We start from the raw sequence: 21,756 nt of genomic DNA on the forward strand, positions 1-21,756 counted from the left end.
GTTAATGCATGATGTTTTGAACAGGGTCCTGCGCCGTGATTGAAGTTGAAACGCAACAGGGCGGGCCACTCGTCGGCCGCCTGGTGGTGGTGGGCCTGGGGCTGATTGGCGGATCTTTCGCCAAGGGCCTGCGCGAAAGCGGTCTGTGCCGCGAGGTGGTCGGTGTCGACCTGGATCCGCAATCGCGCAAGCTGGCGGTTGAGCTGGGCGTGGTTGACCGTTGCGAGGAAGACCTCGAGGCTGCCTGCGTCGGTGCTGACGTCATCCAGTTGGCGGTCCCGATCCTTGCCATGGAAAAGCTCCTGGCACGTTTGGCTGGGATGGATCTTGGGTCGGCCGTATTGACCGATGTGGGCAGCGCCAAGGGCAATGTCGTGCGCGCGGCGCGCGAGGCGATGGCCGGTCGTTTGTCGCGGTTCGTGCCAGGCCACCCGATTGCCGGGTCCGAGCAGAGCGGGGTGGAAGCTTCCAATTCCACGCTGTTCCGCCGTCACAAGGTCATTCTCACGCCGCTGGCGGAAACCGATCCGCTCGCACTTGCCGTGGTTGACCGGCTGTGGCGCGCACTGGAGGCCGATGTCGAGCACATGCAGGTCGAGCGGCACGACGAAGTGCTTGCCGCCACCAGTCACTTGCCGCATCTGCTGGCCTTCGGTCTGGTCGATTCCTTGGCCAAGCGCAATGAAAACCTGGATATCTTCCGTTACGCTGCCGGTGGTTTTCGCGATTTCACGAGAATCGCGGGAAGCGACCCGGTCATGTGGCACGACATCTTCCTCGCCAATCGCGAGGCTGTTCTGCGCACACTGGATACATTTCGCAGCGATCTCGACGCCTTGCGCGACGCGGTCGATGCAGGGGATGGGCACCAGTTGTTGGGCGTATTTACGCGCGCCCGGGTTGCCCGCGAGCATTTCAGTAAAATCCTGGCCCGTCGGGCCTATGTGGACGCTATGAATTCCAACGACCTGATTTTCCTGGCACAACCTGGCGGCCGCCTGTCCGGGCGCATTCGCGTCCCAGGCGACAAATCGATTTCCCATCGCTCGATCATGCTCGGCTCCCTGGCGGAGGGCACCACCGAGGTGGAGGGCTTCCTCGAAGGCGAAGATGCTCTGGCGACCCTGCAGGCCTTCCGTGACATGGGCGTGGTGATCGAAGGTCCGCACCACGGTCGCGTCACTATTCACGGTGTGGGCCTCAATGGCCTCAAGCCGCCGCCTGGCCCGATCTACCTGGGCAACTCCGGCACCTCGATGCGTTTGCTGTCGGGTCTGTTGGCCGCGCAGAAGTTCGACACCGTGCTGACCGGCGACGCCTCGCTGTCCAAGCGTCCGATGAACCGTGTGGCCAACCCACTGCGGGAAATGGGCGCGGTGATCGAGACCGCGGCTGAAGGCCGTCCACCGATGACCATTCGTGGCGGTCACACGCTCAAGGCGCTGACCTACACCCTGCCGATGGCCAGTGCCCAGGTGAAATCCTGTCTGCTGCTGGCCGGCCTGTATGCCGAAGGCAAGACCACCGTTACCGAGCCTGCGCCGACCCGCGATCACACCGAGCGCATGCTGCGCGGCTTCGGTTATGACGTGAATGTTGATGGGCCGACTGCGTCGCTGGTGTCTGGCGGAAAATTGACCGCCACGCATATCGAAGTGCCGGCGGACATCTCCTCGGCGGCCTTCTTCCTGGTAGCGGCGTCGATCGCCGAGGGCTCGGAGCTGGTGCTGGAGCATGTCGGCATCAACCCGACCCGTACCGGTGTAATCGACATCCTGCGTCTGATGGGGGGCGACATCACCCTCGAGAACCAGCGTGAAGTGGGTGGCGAACCGGTTGCTGACTTGCGTGTTCGCGGTGCGAAACTCAAGGGTATCGATATCCCTGAGGATCTGGTGCCGTTGGCCATCGATGAATTCCCGGTGCTGTTCGTCGCTGCCGCCTGTGCCGAAGGGCGTACCGTGCTGCGCGGTGCTGAAGAACTGCGGGTCAAGGAGTCCGACCGGATCCAGGTCATGGCCGACGGCCTGTTGGCCCTGGGCGTGAAATGTGAGCCGACTGCGGACGGCATTATCATCGACGGCGGCCAGATTGGTGGCGGTGAAGTGCATGGGCACGGCGACCACCGTATTTCCATGGCCTTCAGCGTGGCTTCGTTGCGTGCCAATGCGCCGATTCGTATCCACGATTGTGCCAACGTCGCTACTTCTTTCCCTAACTTCCTCGCACTTTGTGCGCAAGTGGGTATTCGCGTTGCTGAAGAGGGCAAGTCGTGAGCACGCACGCACCAGTCATCACCATTGACGGACCGAGCGGCTCGGGCAAAGGCACGATAGCTGGCCTGCTGGCCCGGCGCCTGGGCTGGAATCTGCTCGATTCCGGCGCCTTGTATCGCTTGTTGGCCTTCGCCGCGAGAAATCATGGTGTTGACCTGACCAATGAGGAACTGCTGAAGGCGCTCGCCGCTCATCTGGATGTGCAGTTCCTGGCTGCGGAAGAGGGTCAGCTGCAGCGGATCATTCTCGAAGGCGACGACGTCACCAATGACATCCGCAACGAGCAGATCGGCGCCGGGGCGTCGCAGGTTGCCGCGCTGCCGGCGGTGCGTGAGGCGCTGCTGCAGCGGCAGCGAGCCTTCCGTGAAATGCCGGGCCTGATTGCCGATGGTCGGGATATGGGTACGGTCGTTTTTGCGGATGCACCGCTTAAGATTTTTCTGACAGCCAGCGCCGAAGAGCGGGCTCGTCGCCGTTACCTCCAGTTGAAGGCAAAAGGCGATGATGTTAGTCTGTCGAGTCTGCTAGATGAGATACGTGCGCGCGATGAGCGCGACACCCAGCGTTCGGTGGCTCCGCTCAAGCCCGCCGCCGACGCAATTCAGCTGGATTCCACTGAATTGTCCATCGAGCAGGTGCTGGAACGCATCTTGAGTGAGGTCGCGCTGCGCGACATCACCGGATGACCAGGGAGGCTGCAGGATTACCCAGTCAACGTCCTGCAGACGACCCTTACTATGAACGAAACCCACATTGTCTGGAATGTGGCTGATGGGCGGATTTATCGCCCGAATCTACAGGAATTAAAATGAGCGAAAGCTTTGCAGAACTCTTTGAAGAAAGCCTGAAAACCCTCAACCTTCAACCAGGTGCGATCATCACCGGTATCGTTGTCGATATCGACGGTGACTGGGTTACTGTCCACGCTGGTCTGAAGTCCGAGGGCGTCATCCCGCTCGAGCAGTTCTACAACGAAGCTGGCGAGCTGACCATCAAGGTCGGTGACGAAGTTCACGTTGCGCTGGACGCGGTGGAAGACGGCTTTGGCGAAACCAAACTGTCCCGTGAAAAAGCCAAGCGCGCCGAGTGCTGGATTGTTCTGGAAGCAGCTTTCGCCGCCGAAGAAGTGGTCAAGGGCGTTATCAACGGTAAGGTTAAAGGCGGCTTCACTGTCGACGTTAACGGTATCCGTGCGTTCCTGCCGGGCTCCCTGGTTGATGTCCGCCCAGTGCGCGACACCACCCACCTCGAAGGCAAAGAGCTGGAATTCAAGGTCATCAAGCTGGACCAGAAGCGCAACAACGTTGTCGTTTCCCGTCGCAGTGTCCTGGAAGCCGAAAACAGCGCCGAGCGCGAAGCTCTGCTGGAATCGCTGCAGGAAGGCCAGCAAGTCAAAGGTATCGTCAAGAACCTCACCGACTACGGCGCATTCGTGGATCTGGGCGGCGTCGATGGCCTGCTGCACATCACCGACATGGCCTGGAAGCGTATCAAGCATCCGTCGGAAATCGTCAACGTTGGCGACGAGATCGATGTCAAGGTTCTGAAATACGATCGCGAGCGTAACCGCGTATCCCTGGGCCTGAAGCAACTGGGCGAAGACCCATGGGTTGCTATCAAGGCACGTTACCCAGAGAGCACCCGCGTTATGGCGCGCGTTACCAACCTGACCGACTACGGCTGCTTCGCTGAGCTGGAAGAGGGCGTTGAAGGCCTGGTACACGTTTCCGAAATGGACTGGACCAACAAGAACATCCACCCGTCGAAAGTCGTTCAAGTTGGCGACGAAGTGGAAGTCATGGTTCTGGACATCGACGAAGAGCGTCGTCGTATCTCCCTGGGCATCAAGCAGTGCAAGTCGAACCCATGGGAAGACTTCTCTGGCCAGTTCAACAAGGGCGACAAGATCTCCGGCACCATCAAGTCGATCACCGATTTCGGTATCTTCATTGGTCTGGACGGCGGCATCGACGGTCTGGTTCACCTGTCGGACATCTCCTGGAACGAAGTCGGCGAAGAGGCCGTACGTCGCTTCAAGAAGGGCGACGAGCTGGAAACCGTCATCCTGTCGGTTGACCCAGAGCGCGAGCGTATCTCCCTGGGCATCAAGCAGCTGGAAGACGATCCGTTCTCCAACTACGTTGCTGTCAACGACAAGGGCGCTATCGTCAAGGGCACTGTGAAAGAAGTTGACGCCAAAGGCGCCATCATCACTCTGGCCGACGATATCGAAGCTACTCTGAAAGCTTCCGAAATCAGCCGTGACCGCGTTGAAGACGCGCGTAACGTCCTGAAGGAAGGCGAAGAGATCGAAGCCAAGATCATCAGCGTTGACCGCAAGAGCCGCGTAATCAACCTCTCCATCAAGTCGAAAGACGTTGAAGAAGAGAAAGAGGCTATCCAGCAAATCGCCAAGGCTCCAGAAGCCGCTGGCGCTACCCTGGGTGACCTGCTGCGCGCGGAAATGGCCAAACAGAACTAAGTTCTGCTTGATCAAAAAAAGGCGACTTCGGTCGCCTTTTTTTATGCCTGCTATTTCAGCTGTTTAGTCGCGACACCCTGTAGATATGGGGCTTTCAGCGTGAAGCGGTATCATCCAATTCTGGATTTTTTTCTTAAGTCAATAACCGGACTGTTCAAATTCATCAGCCCATGCTAAAACCAATGGAGGCAATGACCTAGCTGCTTGATACAGAAGGGAAAAAGATGACGAAGTCGGAGCTTATCGAACGTATTGTCACCCATCAGGGGCTGCTCTCATCGAAGGATGTTGAGCTGGCCATCAAGACCATGCTTGAGCAGATGTCCCAGTGCCTCGCTACTGGCGACCGTATTGAAATCCGGGGCTTTGGTAGCTTCTCGCTGCACTATCGCGCTCCTCGCGTGGGGCGTAACCCCAAGACCGGGCAATCTGTCAGCCTTGACGGAAAATTCGTGCCGCATTTCAAGCCTGGCAAGGAGCTGCGCGATAGAGTCAATGAAGAAGATGAGCTTCCTGAAGACTGATCTGTGCAAGAGGATGTGATCATGCGCAATATCAGGCGCCTTTTGTTGGTGCTATTTGTGATCGTGCTGGCGGCGCTGGCTTTATTCTTTGTCCTGGAAAACCAGCAGTCTGTAGTTTTGGTATTTTTTGGTTGGACTGCACCAGCTGTTCCTGTCGCGGCACTTGTGTTGGCTGCGCTTGTTGCCGGTCTGGCCGTTGGCCCGTTGTTGGGTGGCCTTATCGTTCTCAAGGCCAGGCGTGGTCTGAGCTGAGCCTTCATTGGACTTCTGGGTTTACAAAAACCTTGTAATCCAGACGACTCCTACAGCCTCTACGGAATTTTCCTGCTGATGGCTCCGAGTTAGATGTGGGGTAATGCTGCTCCTGGTCCAAGGAGTGCAGGCAGCATGGTTTTCCCCATCATTACCCATCACGGGGCCACGCGGGGTGTCACAGGCTCGTGTCATCAGCTTCATCTTGATGCGCAATGCAGCGTGCTGATTGACTGTGGGCTGTTTCAGGGTGTGGAAGCATCTACACAGCCGTACCCGGTGATTGATTTCCCTGTTGAACGTTTGAAGGCCCTGGTGGTGACTCACGTTCATCTAGATCACGTGGGGCGCATACCGACCTGTTGGTTGCGGGCTATCGTGGACCGATTCTCTGCATCGTCCTCTCTGCGGAGCTGCTCCCTGTCGTGCTGGAGAGTTTGATGAAGGATTCCGGGCGCTGGCCGCCGGATGCCATCGAGCGTTGCCGGCTTCTTCTGAGTGTTGGTACTGCTCCATTAGCGTTTGGTGAGTGGCACGACGTTGCTGGTGCCTCCTTGTCGCGTCGTCGGGTGCGGCTCCAGCGTGCCGGCATTTGCTCGGTTCCGCATCAAAAGCATTTGAGTTAGTCAACTATCTGAGGGGTACCGGCCGCCCGGCGATCATGATCGTGGGCAATGGCATGTGCATAAGTGGTCGAATCGGCAACTACCTGAAGGCCATGCTTGGCGAATTAAGGCATGAGGTTATGTTCGCTGGTTGCCAGGCGGGGCACGCCTAGTGCGGTAATTCAGGCGAGTGAACGGGCAGAGAGTTGAGTAATGGTAGAGCTTGATGGCTAGATGCGCGACGTCAATGAAAAGATCAACACGGTGGATGATTACTCGGCTCATGCTGACCAGGCTGGATTGGTGGAGTTTGTGGTAGGTATACCTTGATGGCTGGGTTCAATGGCTGATCGGGGGGGGGGGCAAGGTGCTGAGGTGCTGGTGGTCGATCCTGACTTCGTTGATGGCAGTTATCAGAGGTTCATCGGCTCATTGCTTCCGAAGTTACTGGAGATCAGGTCAATGATTATCTATGGTCGGTCTCTTTGTTCAAAAACAAGGTTTTCGATGCAGAAACGATTATTGCGAACAAAGGCTATGAAAGCTTGAAGATGCGCGGACAGAGTGAGCGGAAAAGTGCTCAAAGATGTGGCTTGATGAAGGGAGAGGTCGATTTAGGCCGAGGACTATCGACGCGGGCGCTTGATTGAAAATACCCTTGCCTGGCTCAAGCGATCGGGCAGCGGCCACGCTTTACGAGAAGTTCAAGATAAACTATGAAAACTTAATTTTCATGGAATGCGCCTTCTTCTGGCTGCCAATGTGAAAGGAGAGTAAACCTCAATGCTCTGGGTTTAATTGGTTTAGGTATTTAACTTGCTCCATTCAATGATTTCGGTGATTTTGATTAACGAACTAACGGAACGCTAGTAGGGCGCTATTCGTCATAAATCGTTTTGGTATGTGGTGGTAGATGTATGGGGAGTATTCGAAATCTCAAGGCCATTCATGAACGATGCAGGCTCAAGTGGTCTGGGCTATTAAACGGCGCGCCCAGATGGCAATGGGTGAACCTCCACTGAGAGGTAACCGATGAGCCGAAGTCATAGAAAATTATAGGTCTGCCAAATGATTGTTGATCAAGGTCCGAACGCAAGCTCGGTTTGTGTTGGCCGGAGCTTGAACAATGCCGCCGTACGCTGTTGGCTTGCCCAGTACAAGGCCGAGCAGTTGGGCGGGCCAATAGGAAATCCGTTGACCGGCGAACAGCAGCGAATCCGTCAGATTGAGCAGCAAGCTATTGAGCTGAAGATGGGCAGTGGCACTCTAAAAAACTACAGCCTCCTTTGCCCGCGAATTGAAGTAATCCATCAAATGGTCCGCCAATTACAACACAACGCTCACCCGGTGACGCGTGTTTGTCTGTTGCTCCGGATTACTCACTGGAGCCTCGATGAGACCCGGCAGCGGCAAGCGAAACCCAAATCAGTCTTCTCCGCAGGTATCGGGCTCAAGGCGGCATTCGTGTCATCTGCAGATTGCTACGATAGCCGCAGGTTGGAGAGCACATGACCCCATAGGGGAGCATATTGGCCTATTCAAGGTTCGGCACTTGATGAAACGCGATGACTTACGGCTCGCAAGTTTGGCCATATCACTAACAGAAACCATGGCCCGCCATTGGCTGAAAATCGACTCAACCACCAGTTTATGCCAAAGGGCGTTAAGCTGTCCTCGCTGCAGATATCAACTAGCAGTATGAGTTAATAGGCTAGCCACCGGGGCAACGCAGTAAGGAGAGATTCTTCCTGAGCGTAAAATGGAAAGGACTTCGCGCAAGAATTACACCAGTCACGGTGAAGCGATAAGAGATTCCTAGGATTACAAGTGAAGCTCTACAACCATTGTGAGCGGGCGATGGCTTGATGTCCGCGAAAATTGAATTCCACAGCATGTCAATGCTGATCAGTCTGGACTGGTAGGTTTGGCATCTGGATGCCTCAAGGGGAATTTGTTTATGGGGGTGCGAGGTGCGTCATGCGGGCTATGCTTGAAGCAGCTTGCACTGGATGTGAGGTTGCACCGTCGGTTCCGCATGGGTAGGCAATTGATGTGATGGGTGAGGGGATTCAGCCTGAGCGGAAAATCTATAAAACCGTGTGGTTGTTGGCGCGGTTGTGAGGTGGTTTCGCTGCTGGCTTTTAAAAACACAATTTATCTGACGAGTGGTGAGCAAGGAAGGGGCCGGGACGCCTGCTTAGGGGAGGAGGCTAGACTCTTCATGTCCGCTCTCTTCGAACTACATATGTTGCACTTCAAGCGCTAATAATCAGAAAAAACGATCCGAGGAAGACTACTATAAATGTACAATGACCGTGAGCTCCTAGGCAATAGTGATGAAGTAGACCTGATCGAATTGGTCAGGGTGTTGTTGTGCAATAAGCTGCTAATAATCTCCTTGGTCGCATTCTTTGCAGTTGGTTCTATTGCTTACGTTCTCCTGGTGACGCCCGTTTATGAGGCAAGGGTCATGATCCTGCCGCCTAGTCAGAGCGACATCTCGCACTTAAACTATGGGCGCGGAGGTACATCAGGCTTGGCGCCCTTAAGTGCTGAGGATGTTTATCGAGTTTATCTTAACAACCTTCGGTCAGAGTCGCTGCGCCGGAAGTTCTTTCGTGAGGTATATCTTTCTTCATTGGGAGAGGGGGAGCGTAATAGTTCGCAAGATGGTTTGTATCGCCGCTTCAATGAGCTTCTTGCGATCGAAGTGGAAAGCAAAGAGCGGCCGTCGAGTTATGTGATAACGGCGCGTTTATCTGATCCTCAACAAGTTGCTCGCTGGGTGGTGCTATATGCGCAAATGGCAGGAGCTCAGGCAAAAAATGAGGTACTTAAGGATGTCAAGGGGGATGCGATAATCAAGGCAAACAACCTTCAGCAACAGGTGGTCAGTGCGCAATACAGTGCTCGTAAGCAGCGCGAGGACCAGATCGCTAAATTAGAGGAGGCGCTGACGGTTGCCAGATCCATCGGGCTTGAAAAGCCGCTAATAATTTCCGGGACCTTGTCGGCTGGGGTATCTGCGGGAATGGATGGGTCTCTTACGTATATGAGAGGAAGTAAAGCGCTAGAGGCGGAAATAGATAATCTAGAGAAGCGGGCGTCGGACGATCCGTTTATCGAGGGCCTGCGCCAGAAGCAAGCTGCGGTGGCGAGCTATCGAAATCTGGGAATCGACCCTTCAGTCGTGGCGGTGTATCGGCAAGATGGTGATCCGGAGCTTCCGGATCAACCGATAGAGCCACGTAAAGCATTGATTGTGCTGATTGGGGGGCTGTTCGGAATGCTGTCAGGTGTTGTGCTGGTGCTTGTTCGGCATTTCTGGCGAATTGAGGCAAGGAGATCTGGCTGAATCTAATGGTTAAAAGGAAGCGGAGAATTCTGACAACATGTAGCTCTTGCTGCTACAAAATGCAACAATGACGCCCTTCGTCGTCTGGCGACAGGGATTGTTCTCGGGGGCTAACCAACTCTGATGTTGGTGGCAGTGAGCGAATTTCTGTGTTGGGCGGAGGGTTCACTTTCACACAGATAGGCCGTTGCCGTGACAATCGTATCCCGGGTCCCATCCGTTGTTACCCAAGACCAGATAGATCTTTTCGCCTTGATACAGTCTGTATGGCGAAGAAGGGGGCTGATTGCTGCGGTAGCGGTGTTATCGGGCGCCTTGGCCGCAGGCTACGCATTCACAGCTACTCCTGTGTATGAGGTCAGCACCATCTTGCGTCCTGCCGCCTTGAATGACATGGACGCACTGAACCGCTCCCAAGTGTATTCGCTACCACCAAGTGTGGCTCTTACTCGTGTAGGTGCTGCGCTTGAATCCTACGAGACGCGCTTAGCGTATTTTCGCTCCAGCCCTGAGTTGCTGAAGGCATTCAGTGGTCCTGGCCAGACGCCTGAGCAAGCATTTGAAGTGTTCAACAAGACTGCTTTGTCGATCGTTCTGCCTGACCCCAAAAAAACAGATCTACTGAGCACTTTCTTGGGCTTAGAGATGCGCTATCCAAAAGGCATTCAAGGCGATGACATCCTCAATGGTTTTGTCCAGTTTGCCATTGAGCATGAACGTAGTCAGATTAGCGCTGACCTGAAAATTATGGTCAGTAATAGGTTGGTCGAGGTTGATGAGCAGATCAAGGCTGCTCGGGATGCTTATCAGCTGGGTAAGGCCGGTGAAATTGCTGGTTTGATGGAGGCAGACAACCTAAAACGCGCTGAATTACAAGACGAGCTCAAAGCGTTGAGGGTTCAGTTGAAGTCGTTGCGTGAGAGCCGAATTTCCTCGCTCGATGAAGCGATCACCATTGCTCGCTCCCTGGGAATCAAGAAGCCGTCAACGCCATCTTCCATGGCCCGCGAAGCTGAGCCGTCTGGCAATGTTATCCGGACAGAGGTGACCAACCAACAAATTCCCCTGTATTTCATGGGGGTCGACGCGCTTGAGGCGGAACGCAGGGTTTTGCGTCAGCGTGTTTCTGATGATTTCGCCGACCCTCGTGTCGCGCAAATTCACAGGGAGTTGCAGCTGCTTAAGGTAAATCGTAAGGTGCAACTGCTTGAGCGGCGGCAGAACGAAGACGTGTTTCTTAAGGGTATGGATGCGCTTCGAGAGGAAAAAGCGCGGTTGATGAATATCCCCACAGACCTAAGCCACCTGAACCTGGTTGTTATCGACCGTCAGGCGCTTGAACCTGTCAGTCCCGTCAAACCGAAGAAAGCTCTGATCATTGCTTTGGGTATCCTCGGCGGCGCGCTTCTGGGAACCGTTTTGATGATCTTGCGTTATATGCTGCGTTTGCGTCGCGTGCGGGTGGTGCCAGTGGGCAATACAATCGACCCCGATCAGCCCCCGGCGATTTCGCGATAGCAGCTTTAATTCCCTAGGATAGTTGCATCTCGGTTAGCAGATTGTGTTTCAGAAATATGATAGGAGGTAAAGGCAAGGATTTCAGGTGATGGTAGGTTTGCTGTGACTCCGTTAGGAGGCATAGGGCTTTCGAAGGAAAGGCCTTGATTTAAGGCAAAATCTGACAAATTTTTTTGCCATTTTTTAGGGGGAATGAAGAATTTTCTCTGCAAGTTTTAATTGTCTTATGGTTGACTTTTCCATGAGGATGTTCGCCATATTTTCGGGATAAAAAAATAAATTTTTATATGACAGAGTTGATATGAGTTCAGTTTCCCGAATTATAAAAAGCACAGCATTGAATTTGGGTGGTCTTGGCCTTCCCATGATAGTTGCTTTTTTTTCCATTCCCTATTTGATTCAGATGCTGGGCGCAGAAAAATTTGGTCTTCTCGCACTGATCTGGGCTGTTGTCAGCTATGTCGGAATCTTCGATTTGGGTTTGGGGCGTGCATTGACGCTGCAAGTCGCTACGTGCGACGCTCAGGAAAGAAGGCATGAGCTAGGCAGTATTCTTGGCACTGCGTATGTGTTGATGCTGTTGTTAGGGGGCGCGCTAGCCGGCGTGATATTCTTAGCCGCACCATCTATTGTTGCGTTGATCAAGGGTGTTTCCGATATCCGTGAGGTTGAGGCGGCCTTTATAGTGATGGCACTGTCTGTGCCATTCATCATTTTAACGTCCGGGTTCAAAGGGCTTCTCGAAGCCCGGCAAGAATTCGCGAAAGTAAATTATGTGCGCCTCCCACTCGGTATTTTTACTTTCGCCGGGCCTGCGATATTGGTCTTCTGGTTTGGAGCTAGGCTTGACCTCATCGCTATCGTACTAGTAATTGGCCGGGTAATTGGTTGTTTAGCCTACTTCTGGTTCGCGTTGGGGATCGCCCGTATCGAACATAGACAGCTTTCTTGGAGAAATGCCCAAGTTAGACAATTATGCGTCTGTGGAGGCTGGCTGTCGGTCGGTAGTGTGGTTAGCCCGATCATGGGTTATGCGGATCGCTTTGTTCTGGGCATTCTCGTATCTGCCAATGCTGTCGCTTATTATGTGACGCCCAATGAGCTGGTGACCAAGCTGTGGATCCTGCCGGGAGCTTTGACAGCAGTGCTATTTCCGATCTTTTCCGGTTACTTCGTCGGCGGCGCGAAAAAGAACGCTGTTGAGTTGTTTGACTTTTTTTCAATGGTGATTTATCTGGCAGTGGCTCCTGTATCGTTGGTTCTGGCGATGTTCTCCTATGACTTATTACAGTTCTGGGTAGGTTCAGAGTTCGCCCGCGAAGGTCAGCACGTGTTAGTTATCTTCGCTTTTGCAATTCTGGTCAACTGCTTGGCGCACGTGCCTTTAACCCTGCTACAGGGAACGGGTAGTGCAAAGAGTGTTGCTGTTCTACAGTTGATAGAGGTTCCGCTATTCTTGCTTGCGCTGTGGGTCTTGACGTTGAAGTTTGGTGTGGTCGGAGCCGCATGGGCGTGGGTGTTGCGCGCGCTTTTCGATACGGCAGTGATGCTTAAGTTCGCTACGTTGAAGCTCGAAGTTAGCTATTGGCCGCGCGCGGTGACAGCGCTACTCGGTGTGCTTGGGCTAGTGCTGATATATTGGATCATAGAAGGTGGAGCGTTATTGACGCGTATTTTTTTCAGCGGTTTGGTTTGCTTGGCATTCGCTGTTGTGATCCTGCGGCTGTTCTTCAAGGCCTCCGCATTTAAGTTGAAGATACAGCGCTGATGGAACTGGCGAGCCGGTTTCTGGATGCCTACAGCCTAGTGTTCTTGGCGGTTTGGGTGGGGGCGCTGCTGGTCTGGGTGTGTGGTGGGGAGCGCTCTAGGCTCGAGAGTGTGACCTATATTGTGCTCTCAGCTGTGTTGATCTGGTTTTCTGCCACGCGCTACGAGACGGGGTATGATTGGCCGGCATATAAAGAATTCTATATTCTGCTAAAACAGCCATCGGATAAGTATGACTTTGAAATTGGTTTTTTGGGTTTAGCGCATTTGTTTCGCGCATTTGATTTAGAGTTCATAGTGTTCCAAGGGTTTGTGAGCGCTCTGCAAGTTTTTCTAACAACTGTGTTCATTAGGAAGCTATTTGGTGGGCTAGCTCTTCTCGGGCTGGCTGTTTATTACACTGTGCCCGATCTTTATTTGATCAATTCATTTTCGCTGATGCGTCAGGGGTTGGCGCTGGCGCTTTTTCTTTGTGGGGCGATATATCTAATCGAGCGGCGATTGTTTGTGGCGCTGTCTTTGCTGCTGCTGGCAACTTTTTTCCATACGTCAAGCATTTTTGCCGTTATCTCTTTATTGCTGATTCGTATGGTCGGCGTTAGCTATATGGTGGCGGTAGTGAGCGTGGCGGTTGTCGCCGTAGCTTATCTGCTGGAGATCAATGTCCCGGGTGTACTATTGCGTGCTCTTGTTCAGTTGGAGTTCTTTGGCAAGTATGCAATCTATAGCAATCTGGATACGCCGAGCTCAAATGCCATTTACAAGATTCTATTTGTTGTGTTGTTCCTCACGTTGTTTGTCTTTTCATGTTATCGGCGGCAATGTCGCAAACGAATAAATAGCTATAATCGAGAAGAGAAATTTTTGTTCGACTTGAGTTTTTTCACCGTGTTCCTAAGTTTCTTTTTTTGGGCGTTTCCGACGTTTCTTTCAAGATTTCAGGCGTTTTTTATATTTTTTCTGTTGTTCTATGTGTTGCGTGCATTCGACTCGCTCAGGGTCGCTAATAGGCTGTTGCTTTTTTCGCTGGTGCTCGCGATCAGTGCCAGCCTTTACGCGAAATTCGTGTTAACCAAAATTTCTATGGTTTACTTTCCCTATCAGAGCGTATTTTTTGATGATATTGAACGGCGGAGCACTGGCGCTCAGAGGACAGAAGAGTTGTATGACGAATTACGTTGGCTCTGGAAAGGTGTTTAGGTAATGGAGAGAATCCTTCTGCTAACCACAAAGTACCCGTGTCGCGCCGGGGAGGGTTGGCTTACTAACGAGCTGGCTGATTGCTTTGCTAAGGAGGGCAAATCGGTGTCGGTGTTGGTACTTAGCTGGGAATACAGTGATGGTGAGAGTGCTGTCATTGACCTGAACGGTGTGCGGGTTTATCGGCTGCGCTTGTGGAAAATTTTTTACAATAAAAATATTATATTCTCCACGCTGAAGATTTTTCTATTTTCGGCGTTGGTGCGGTTTCGCCATGGCCGGGTGTTGCGTGATACCGATCTTATTGTAGCGACCACTCCATGTATTGTTATTTGGGCTCTGCTGGATTTCTTCTGGAAAAAAACCAAGGCCAAAAAATACCTTATTCTCTGGGACTTTTTTCCTTATTATATGCGCGATCTATGGGGGGCGGGAAAGAGCAAGCTATTCTCGTTCTTTCTGCGTTGGGAGAACCGCCTGTATAGAAAATTCGACGCCATTGGTTGTATGACCAAGGGCAGCATTGATTTTCTTGAAAGTCACTATAAGATCGATCCGGAAAAAGTCAGTTTGTTGCCGCTATGGACCAAGCAGCTTCATCAGGTTGTTCTGGATGCGTCTGAGCGCTCCTCGATTCGAGCTAAATACGGAATTATCGATGAAGCATTTGTCGTTATTTATGGCGGTGCCATGTCGGTCGTGCAGGGGCTTGATAATATTCTTGATCTTGCGTCACATTCCAAAGCCAAGCCGCAGTTCCAATTTGTTCTTATTGGCAAGGGTAGCGAACTCGCTCGCCTGAAAGCTCGCGTGCAAGATGAGAGCTTGCATAACGTGTTGTTTATCGATCACGTGCCGCGTGATGAGTACGAAAAGATAATTGCTGCCTGTGACCTCGGTTTGGTTTCACTTTCTGGAAATCATGCGGTACCTAGCTTCCCTTCAAAGTCAATAGATTATTTGAAGGTTGGCTTGCCGATTCTAGCCTCCATTGACAAGTACACAGAGTTTGGTGGGATCCTGACTAGGGACATGAAGGCCGGTCTATGGGTTGAGGCCGGGAACCCTGTGACGTTAGCTGAGGCACTTGAAAGGATGTACTCGGATAGCGTATTTTTGTCAGAGTGCGCTAAAAACGGTCGTCAATATTATGAGCAGGAAATGAAAGTCGATTCTGCTATCCAAAAAATTCTTTTTGCATGCGAGGATATATGAGCTTCAAGGGAAAGACACTTTTGATTACTGGTGGCACCGGTTCCTTCGGCAATGCCGTGCTCAAGGGCTTCCTTGATACCGATATTGGCGAAATTCGAATTTTCAGCCGGGATGAGAAAAAGCAAGACGATATGCGTAAGCGCTACACCAGTGAAAAATTGAAGTTCTACATTGGTGATGTTCGTGACTATCAAAGCATTCTTGCTGCCAGCCGCGGTGTTGACTACATTTTCCACGCTGCTGCTCTCAAGCAGGTTCCATCTTGCGAATTTCATCCGCTGGAAGCGGTAAAAACTAACGTGCTGGGCACCGAGAACGTTCTTGAAGCTGCCATCCAGAACGAAGTCAAGCGTGTTGTTTGTCTAAGCACGGACAAAGCGGTCTATCCGATCAACGCGATGGGTATCTCCAAAGCGATGATGGAAAAGGTCATGGTAGCGAAGTCTCGCAATGTTGATGAGAAGAAAACCGTCATTTGCGGTACTCGCTATGGCAACGTGATGGCCTCACGTGGTTCGGTTATCCCACTGTTCATTGATCAGATTCGTGCTGGCAAACCGCTAACGCTGACCGATCCTAATATGACCCGCTTCATGATGACACTGGCTGATGCAGTCGATCTGGTGCTGTACGCCTTTGAGCACGGCAACAACGGCGATTTGTTTGTACAGAAAGCGCCAGCTGCTACTGTCGAGACCCTCGCTAAAGCCTTGACCGCTTTGGTGGGCAAGCCTGAACACCCTATTCAGGTGATTGGTACCCGCCACGGCGAAAAACTTTACGAAGCGTTGTTGAGCCGTGAAGAAATGGCTTGCGCCGAAGACATGGGTGATTATTTCCGTGTTCCACCTGATTTACGCGATCTCAACTATGCCAAATTCGTCGAAGAAGGCGAAACAAAGATTTCACGTACTGAAGACTATAACTCCCACAATACCGAGCGCTTGAATGTAGAAGGAATGCAGCAATTGCTGCTCAAGTTGGATTTCATGCGCGCTATTCAACGTGGTGAGACCGCCGCACCCGAGGAGTGACAGATGAAGGTTCTGATTACCGGTGCCAATGGCTTCGTCGGCCAGAACCTGATCGCCCACTTGGGCGAACGGGACGACGTGGAAGTACTGCGATTTACTCGTGAGGATCCGCTTTCGAACCTTCCCGAGTTAGTGGCAGGGGTGGATTTTATCTTCCATTTGGCGGGTGTGAATCGGCCACAAGACCCGCAAGAGTTTCAATCCGGCAATACCGATCTGACTCAGGCTTTGTGTGACGCTATCGTAGCTAGCGGTCGGCAGTTGCCGATTTTGTATACTTCGTCTATACAAGCTGAACTCGGCAACCCGTATGGAAATAGTAAGCGTGGTGCTGAGGAAGCATTGTTGGCATTGTGCTCTGCTCATGCAGTGCCAGTGCATCTATTCCGTCTTCCCAACGTATTCGGTAAATGGGCACGACCCAATTACAATTCGGCCGTAGCGACGTTTTGCAACAACATCGCCCGTGACTTGCCGATTTCGATCAACGACCCGAAGGCTGCAGTAACCCTCGTTTATATTGATGATGTCATCAACCACTTTGTCGCCGTTATGGACGGCAAACTCGCCGGGGATCCTTTCGTCAGGGTGGAGCCACAATATGCTACCACCGTTGGAGAGGTGGCTGATCAGTTGTATGCGTTTAGCGACAGCCGTAAAACAATTATCACCGAGCCGGTAGGTACTGGTTTAGTACGGGCGTTGTACTCTACTTACCTGAGCTATCTGCCACCTGAACGCTTCACTTATGAAGTACCCAAGTATGGTGATCAGCGTGGTGTTTTCGTTGAGATGCTCAAGACCAAGGATTCAGGCCAGTTCTCTTACTTCACGGCCCACTCGGGAATTACCCGGGGTGGTCACTACCACCACTCAAAAACCGAAAAGTTTCTGGTCATAAAAGGCAAGGCATGTTTCCGCTTCCGCCACATAGTTTCAGGTGAGTTCTATGAGTTGTTCACCACAGGTGAGAGGCCAGAAATTGTCGAGACCGTCCCTGGTTGGACGCATGACATTACCAACGTTGGTGAAGACGAGATGGTCGTGATGCTTTGGGCTAATGAGATTTTTGACCGCGAACACCCTGATACCTACGCTCGTTCGCTGGGTGCTGGGGCCTAGTCGCTGTTAATAGGATATTGAAATGAAGAAGCTTAAGGTTGTAACCGTGGTGGGCACCCGCCCGGAGATCATTCGCCTGTCGAGAGTTATGGTCGCGCTGGATGAGCATTGCGATCATGTGTTAGTGCACACTGGACAGAATTACGATTATGAATTGAACGAAATCTTCTTTCAGGATCTTGGGATCCGTAAGCCGGACCATTTTCTCAATGCCGCAGGAGCCAGTGGTGCAGAAACCATCGGTAATGTGATAATCGCCGTTGATCGTATTCTGAGCGAAGTCAATCCGGAGGCCCTTCTGGTTCTGGGGGATACCAATAGTTGTATGGCGGTTATTCCGGCAAAGCGTCGTAAAATCCCTACTTTCCATATGGAGGCTGGTAATCGTTGTTTTGATATGCGAGTGCCGGAAGAGATCAATCGACGTATCGTTGACCACACTGCGGATATCAATCTCACCTACAGCACCATCGCGCGGGATTATCTGCTCCGTGAAGGCCTACCTCCGGATCGTGTGATAAAAACTGGTAGCCCGATGTTCGAAGTGTTGAACCACTATCGGAGCGGAATCGATGCTTCTGATGTTCTCGCTCGCCTTGGTCTCGAGAAAGGGCGTTTTTTTGTCGTCAGCGCGCACCGTGAGGAAAACGTCGACTCCGACAAAAACTTCCTGAAGTTGGTAGATGTGCTCAATACGTTGGCCGAGCAGTTTCAGTTCCCTGTTATTGTATCGACTCATCCTCGTACTCAGAAACGGGTCGATGCCATGGGTGTTAACTTCCACGCGAATGTGCGTTTGTTGAAACCACTCGGGTTCAAGGACTATAACAAGCTGCAGGTCGAGGCGATGGCCGTTCTCTCGGACAGCGGGACCATCAACGAAGAAGCATCGATTCTCAATTTCCCTGCGCTGAATATTCGCGAAGCCCACGAGCGTCCTGAGGGGATGGAGGAAGCTGCAGCGATGATGGTGGGGCTGGAGGTCGATCGTGTTCTACAAGGGTTAAGTATTCTCAACGGTCAGGCTCGTGGGGATATGCGGACTCTGCGTTTGGTGGCTGACTACAGCATGCCGAATGTTTCGGATAAGGTTGTTCGTATTCTTCATAGTTATACCGACTATGTAAATCGGACCGTATGGAAGCGTTACTGAACTGAGTTGTATGCATGACTGATAAAAAGCTGAGAGTGCTTGTCGTCACGCAGTATTTTTGGCCGGAAAACATGCGGATCAATGATTTGGTCCGCGACCTTAAGGAAAAGGGCCACGAGGTTACCGTCCTCACTGGGCTGCCCAACTATCCCGAGGGTGAAGTGTTCGAAAGTTACTGCGTTTCTCCAGGGAATTTTGCGGCCTATAACGGCGCCGATGTGGTCAGGGTGCCGATGCTGCCGCGGGGTAAGCGCGGTATCCAGTTGATGCTCAACTACGCATCGTTCTTTCTCAGTGCCTCGACGGTTGGTGCCTTCAAATTACGTGGCCGCCAGTACGACGCACTGTTCGTTTACGCGGTGTCTCCGATCATGGCGGCGATACCGGCGCTCCTCATCGGGCGTTTGAAAAAAGCACCGGTTTTTGTCTGGGTGCTGGACCTCTGGCCGGAAACACTCCGCGCCGTTGGTGTTATACGCAACCCGCGCCTGCTGGCACTGGTAGGCAAGATGGTGTCGTGGATCTACAACCGCACCGACTACCTGCTGCTGCAGTCCCACGGTTTCCTGGACAACGTCAGGCAATATTGCACACGGCGGATCGCCGATGAGCGGTTGGTATATTTCCCCAGTTGGGCGGAAGATGATTTTTCCTCCTCAGGTTCGACGACGAGTGCTTTGATAGCGGCGGATCCCTCGGTGTTCACCGTGGTCTTCGCCGGCAACCTTGGCGAGGCTCAGGATTTCCCGGCGGTTCTCGACGCGGCGCAGGCGCTGCGTGATACCGCGGCGATTCGCTGGGTCATCGTTGGCGATGGTCGAATGAGCGCCTGGCTGGCCGAGCAGGTACAGGCGCGCCAGTTGCACAACGTGCACCTGCTTGGTCGTCACCCGCTGGAGGCGATGCCCGGCCTGTTCGCCCAGGCTGACGCGTTGCTGGTGACCCTGAAAACCAACGATGTCTTCCAGAGGACGATTCCCGGCAAGGTGCAAGCTTACTTGGCGTCCGGGCGTCCTTTGCTGGGCATGATCAACGGCGAGGCAGCTCGAGTCATCCGCGAGTCCGGCGCCGGGTTTGCCTGTGACTCCAGTGACGCCCGAGGCCTTGCCGCAATCACCAGTACCCTCGCGGATACCGCCTTGGCGCAACGTAACGCGATGGGTGAGGCCGGGCGTCAGTACTACCTCGAACATTATTCCAAGCCCAAGCTCATGGCTCGCCTGGAGTCGTTATTTCGTGAAGCCACCCTACGCAAGGCAGGCAAGTGATGTCACATACCGTGTTGTTGACCGGTGCTTCCGGTTTTGTAGGTAAGGCTGTCCTTGAAGGGCTTCTGGCGCGGGACTATTCGGTGGTTGCGGCGTTACGCAGTGTGCCCGCCGATCTGGACCCTCGCGTGGCCGTCAGCCGTTTCGAGGCGCTGGACGGCTCGATGGACTGGGCGGCCGCTCTTGTCGGGGTGCGTACCGTCATTCATTCCGCTGCGCGCGTGCATGTCATGAACGACACCGAAACGGACCCGCTGGCAGCGTTCCGCAAGGTCAACGTCGATGGGACCCTGAACCTGGCGCGCCAGGCCGTGCAGGCCGGTGCCAGTCGCTTCGTGTTCATCAGCTCGATCAAGGTCAACGGCGAGGGCACAGCGAAGGGGCGCCCTTATGGTGCCGACGATATGCCGGCCCCGGCCGATCCCTATGGTGTGTCGAAGATGGAAGCCGAACAGGCGCTGCGTTCGCTGGCCAAGGAGACCGGGCTCGAGGTGGTTATCGTGCGACCGGTGTTGGTTTACGGCCCCGGGGTGAAAGCCAATTTCCTGGCCATGATGCGCTGGCTGGACAAGGGCGTGCCGCTACCATTCGGCGCCATCGATAACCGTCGCAGCCTGGTAGCCCTGGGCAATCTGGCGGATCTCGTGGTCACTTGCGTCGCCCACCCGGCGGCGGCCAACCAGACCTTCCTCGTCAGCGATGGCGAAGATCTGTCCACTAGCGGCTTGCTGCGCCGCATGGCCCGGGCCTTGGACAAGCCGGCGAGGCTGTTGCCGGTTCCCAGCAGCCTGCTGGAGCTGGGCGCAGGCCTGCTGGGCAAGCGCTCCTTGTCGCAGCGGTTGTGTGGCTCCTTGCAAGTCGATATTGAAAAAACGCGTTCTTTGCTGGGCTGGAATCCACCGATCAGCGTTGACGACGCGCTTCGGCTGGCGGCCCGGGACTATCAGGAAAAAACAAGAAAATGACTCAAGCCTGGCTGATTCCATTGGTGGGGGGGCTGTCCCTGATATTGACCGCCGTGCTTCGGCGCTACGCGCTGGCCAGGAGCATCATGGATATCCCCAATGCGCGCAGCTCCCATGCGGTGCCAACACCGCGAGGTGGTGGCGTGGCAATCGTGCTCGCCTTTCTCCTCGCTCTGGCATTACTGGTTACGGACAGTGGCCCCGGGCTGCACGGGATCATTGCCTTGGGGGGCGCGGGAGCCTTGATCGCGATCATCGGCTTCATGGACGATCACGGTCATATCGCTGCGCGCTGGCGTCTCCTGGGGCATTTCCTCGCCGCTGCATGGGCGCTGTTCTGGCTGGGCGGACTGCCTGCGTTGGAGGTCTTTGGCGCGACGCTGGATCTTGGCTGGCTCGGCGCGATTATCGCGGCGTTCTATCTGGTCTGGCTGCTTAATCTCTACAATTTCATGGACGGCATCGACGGAATTGCCAGCGTCGAGGCGATCTGCGCCTGTCTTGGGGCCTGCCTGTTGTACTGGCTCGGAGGGTTTGAGCAGTTGTTGATGCTGCCGCTTTTGCTGGCAATGGCCGTCGCTGGTTTCCTTTACTGGAACTTCCCGCCAGCGCGCATTTTCATGGGCGATGCAGGTAGTGGTTTTCTTGGTATCGCCCTGGGCGTGCTGTCATTGCAAGCTGCCTGGGTATCCTCGCAATTGTTCTGGTGTTGGCTGATCCTGCTTGGGGTGTTCATCGTTGATGCCACTTATACCCTGATTCGCCGTCTGTCCAGGGGCGATAAAGTCTATGAGGCTCATCGCAGCCATGCCTACCAGTTCGCGTCGCGCCTTTACGGCAAGCATTTGCCTGTGACCGTCGCGGTTGGCGCGCTCAACCTGTTCTGGTTGTTACCCGTTGCCTTGTGCGTCATGCTGCTGGGCCTGGACGGGGTGCTGGGTGTGATCATCGCTTATGTACCGCTGGTCATACTGGCCGTGCGTTACCGCGCCGGTGCGCTTGAATAACCTGGATTGATTC

General features: G+C 53.7%; 20 protein-coding genes. All 20 read left to right on the forward strand.

Annotation, left to right across the window (positions count from 1 at the left end; all coding sequences use genetic code 11):
* Positions 1 to 35 precede the first annotated feature (35 nt).
* Positions 36 to 2,276: a bifunctional prephenate dehydrogenase/3-phosphoshikimate 1-carboxyvinyltransferase gene (locus NTD82_RS13015; RefSeq protein ID WP_095155496.1), complete on the forward strand. Its 2,241-nt coding sequence runs from the start codon at positions 36 to 38 to the stop codon at positions 2,274 to 2,276.
* Complete coding sequence (gene cmk, locus NTD82_RS13020; RefSeq protein ID WP_095155497.1) at positions 2,273 to 2,962, forward strand: (d)CMP kinase; 690 nt, start codon at positions 2,273 to 2,275, stop codon at positions 2,960 to 2,962. Before NTD82_RS13015 ends, cmk begins: the two co-directional genes overlap by 4 nt.
* Positions 2,963 to 3,084: 122 nt before the next feature.
* Positions 3,085 to 4,758 carry a 30S ribosomal protein S1 gene (gene rpsA, locus NTD82_RS13025; RefSeq protein ID WP_095155498.1) on the forward strand — a complete coding sequence of 558 codons (1,674 nt, stop codon included), beginning with the start codon at positions 3,085 to 3,087 and terminating at the stop codon, positions 4,756 to 4,758.
* 224 nt (positions 4,759 to 4,982) lie between these two features.
* Positions 4,983 to 5,282, forward strand: a complete 300-nt coding sequence (gene ihfB / locus NTD82_RS13030) for an integration host factor subunit beta (protein WP_095155499.1) — start codon at positions 4,983 to 4,985, stop codon at positions 5,280 to 5,282.
* 21 nt (positions 5,283 to 5,303) lie between these two features.
* Complete coding sequence (locus NTD82_RS13035; RefSeq protein ID WP_175653721.1) at positions 5,304 to 5,534, forward strand: lipopolysaccharide assembly protein LapA domain-containing protein; 231 nt, start codon at positions 5,304 to 5,306, stop codon at positions 5,532 to 5,534.
* Between the two features lie 135 nt (positions 5,535 to 5,669).
* A complete protein-coding gene (locus NTD82_RS29320; protein ID WP_410017048.1) occupies positions 5,670 to 5,975 on the forward strand; it encodes an MBL fold metallo-hydrolase in 306 nt (101 codons plus the stop codon).
* Between the two features lie 238 nt (positions 5,976 to 6,213).
* Entirely contained in the window at positions 6,214 to 6,312 is a 99-nt protein-coding gene (locus tag NTD82_RS29325) for a hypothetical protein (protein ID WP_410017050.1), read from the forward strand.
* 61 nt (positions 6,313 to 6,373) lie between these two features.
* Entirely contained in the window at positions 6,374 to 6,469 is a 96-nt protein-coding gene (locus NTD82_RS29330; protein ID WP_410017049.1) for an MBL fold metallo-hydrolase RNA specificity domain-containing protein, read from the forward strand.
* Between the two features lie 738 nt (positions 6,470 to 7,207).
* A complete protein-coding gene (locus tag NTD82_RS13040) occupies positions 7,208 to 7,651 on the forward strand; it encodes a hypothetical protein (protein WP_262129017.1) in 444 nt (147 codons plus the stop codon).
* A gap of 790 nt (positions 7,652 to 8,441) precedes the next feature.
* The gene (locus NTD82_RS13045) at positions 8,442 to 9,494 is read left to right on the forward strand and encodes an LPS O-antigen chain length determinant protein WzzB (RefSeq protein ID WP_262129018.1); all 1,053 of its coding nucleotides are present in this window, start codon (positions 8,442 to 8,444) and stop codon (positions 9,492 to 9,494) included.
* Positions 9,495 to 9,686: 192 nt separating this feature from the next.
* The gene (locus NTD82_RS13050; protein WP_262129019.1) at positions 9,687 to 11,012 is read left to right on the forward strand and encodes a Wzz/FepE/Etk N-terminal domain-containing protein; all 1,326 of its coding nucleotides are present in this window, start codon (positions 9,687 to 9,689) and stop codon (positions 11,010 to 11,012) included.
* Positions 11,013 to 11,313: 301 nt separating this feature from the next.
* Entirely contained in the window at positions 11,314 to 12,780 is a 1,467-nt protein-coding gene (locus NTD82_RS13055; protein WP_262129021.1) for a flippase, read from the forward strand.
* Positions 12,780 to 13,979: an EpsG family protein gene (locus NTD82_RS13060; RefSeq protein WP_262129023.1), complete on the forward strand. Its 1,200-nt coding sequence runs from the start codon at positions 12,780 to 12,782 to the stop codon at positions 13,977 to 13,979. The genes NTD82_RS13055 and NTD82_RS13060 overlap by 1 nt, the downstream gene beginning before the upstream one ends.
* A 3-nt stretch (positions 13,980 to 13,982) precedes the next feature.
* A complete protein-coding gene (locus tag NTD82_RS13065; protein ID WP_262129024.1) occupies positions 13,983 to 15,194 on the forward strand; it encodes a glycosyltransferase family 4 protein in 1,212 nt (403 codons plus the stop codon).
* Positions 15,191 to 16,228 carry a polysaccharide biosynthesis protein gene (locus tag NTD82_RS13070; RefSeq protein ID WP_262129025.1) on the forward strand — a complete coding sequence of 346 codons (1,038 nt, stop codon included), beginning with the start codon at positions 15,191 to 15,193 and terminating at the stop codon, positions 16,226 to 16,228. The genes NTD82_RS13065 and NTD82_RS13070 overlap by 4 nt, the downstream gene beginning before the upstream one ends.
* A 3-nt stretch (positions 16,229 to 16,231) precedes the next feature.
* Positions 16,232 to 17,350, forward strand: coding sequence for a UDP-2-acetamido-2,6-beta-L-arabino-hexul-4-ose reductase (gene wbjC / locus NTD82_RS13075; protein WP_262129026.1), 1,119 nt, complete (start codon positions 16,232 to 16,234; stop codon positions 17,348 to 17,350).
* A 22-nt stretch (positions 17,351 to 17,372) separates the two neighbouring features.
* Positions 17,373 to 18,503, forward strand: coding sequence for a non-hydrolyzing UDP-N-acetylglucosamine 2-epimerase (wecB, locus tag NTD82_RS13080; protein ID WP_262129027.1), 1,131 nt, complete (start codon positions 17,373 to 17,375; stop codon positions 18,501 to 18,503).
* A 14-nt stretch (positions 18,504 to 18,517) separates the two neighbouring features.
* Positions 18,518 to 19,771, forward strand: coding sequence for a glycosyltransferase family 4 protein (locus NTD82_RS13085; RefSeq protein ID WP_262129028.1), 1,254 nt, complete (start codon positions 18,518 to 18,520; stop codon positions 19,769 to 19,771).
* Entirely contained in the window at positions 19,771 to 20,736 is a 966-nt protein-coding gene (locus NTD82_RS13090) for a UDP-glucose 4-epimerase family protein (protein ID WP_095155525.1), read from the forward strand. Before NTD82_RS13085 ends, NTD82_RS13090 begins: the two co-directional genes overlap by 1 nt.
* Positions 20,733 to 21,743, forward strand: coding sequence for an MraY family glycosyltransferase (locus tag NTD82_RS13095; protein ID WP_095155526.1), 1,011 nt, complete (start codon positions 20,733 to 20,735; stop codon positions 21,741 to 21,743). Before NTD82_RS13090 ends, NTD82_RS13095 begins: the two co-directional genes overlap by 4 nt.
* Positions 21,744 to 21,756: the final 13 nt, after the last annotated feature.

This window comes from Pseudomonas sp. 5P_5.1_Bac1, from assembly GCF_025466015.1.
GTDB lineage: Bacteria > Pseudomonadota > Gammaproteobacteria > Pseudomonadales > Pseudomonadaceae > Aquipseudomonas.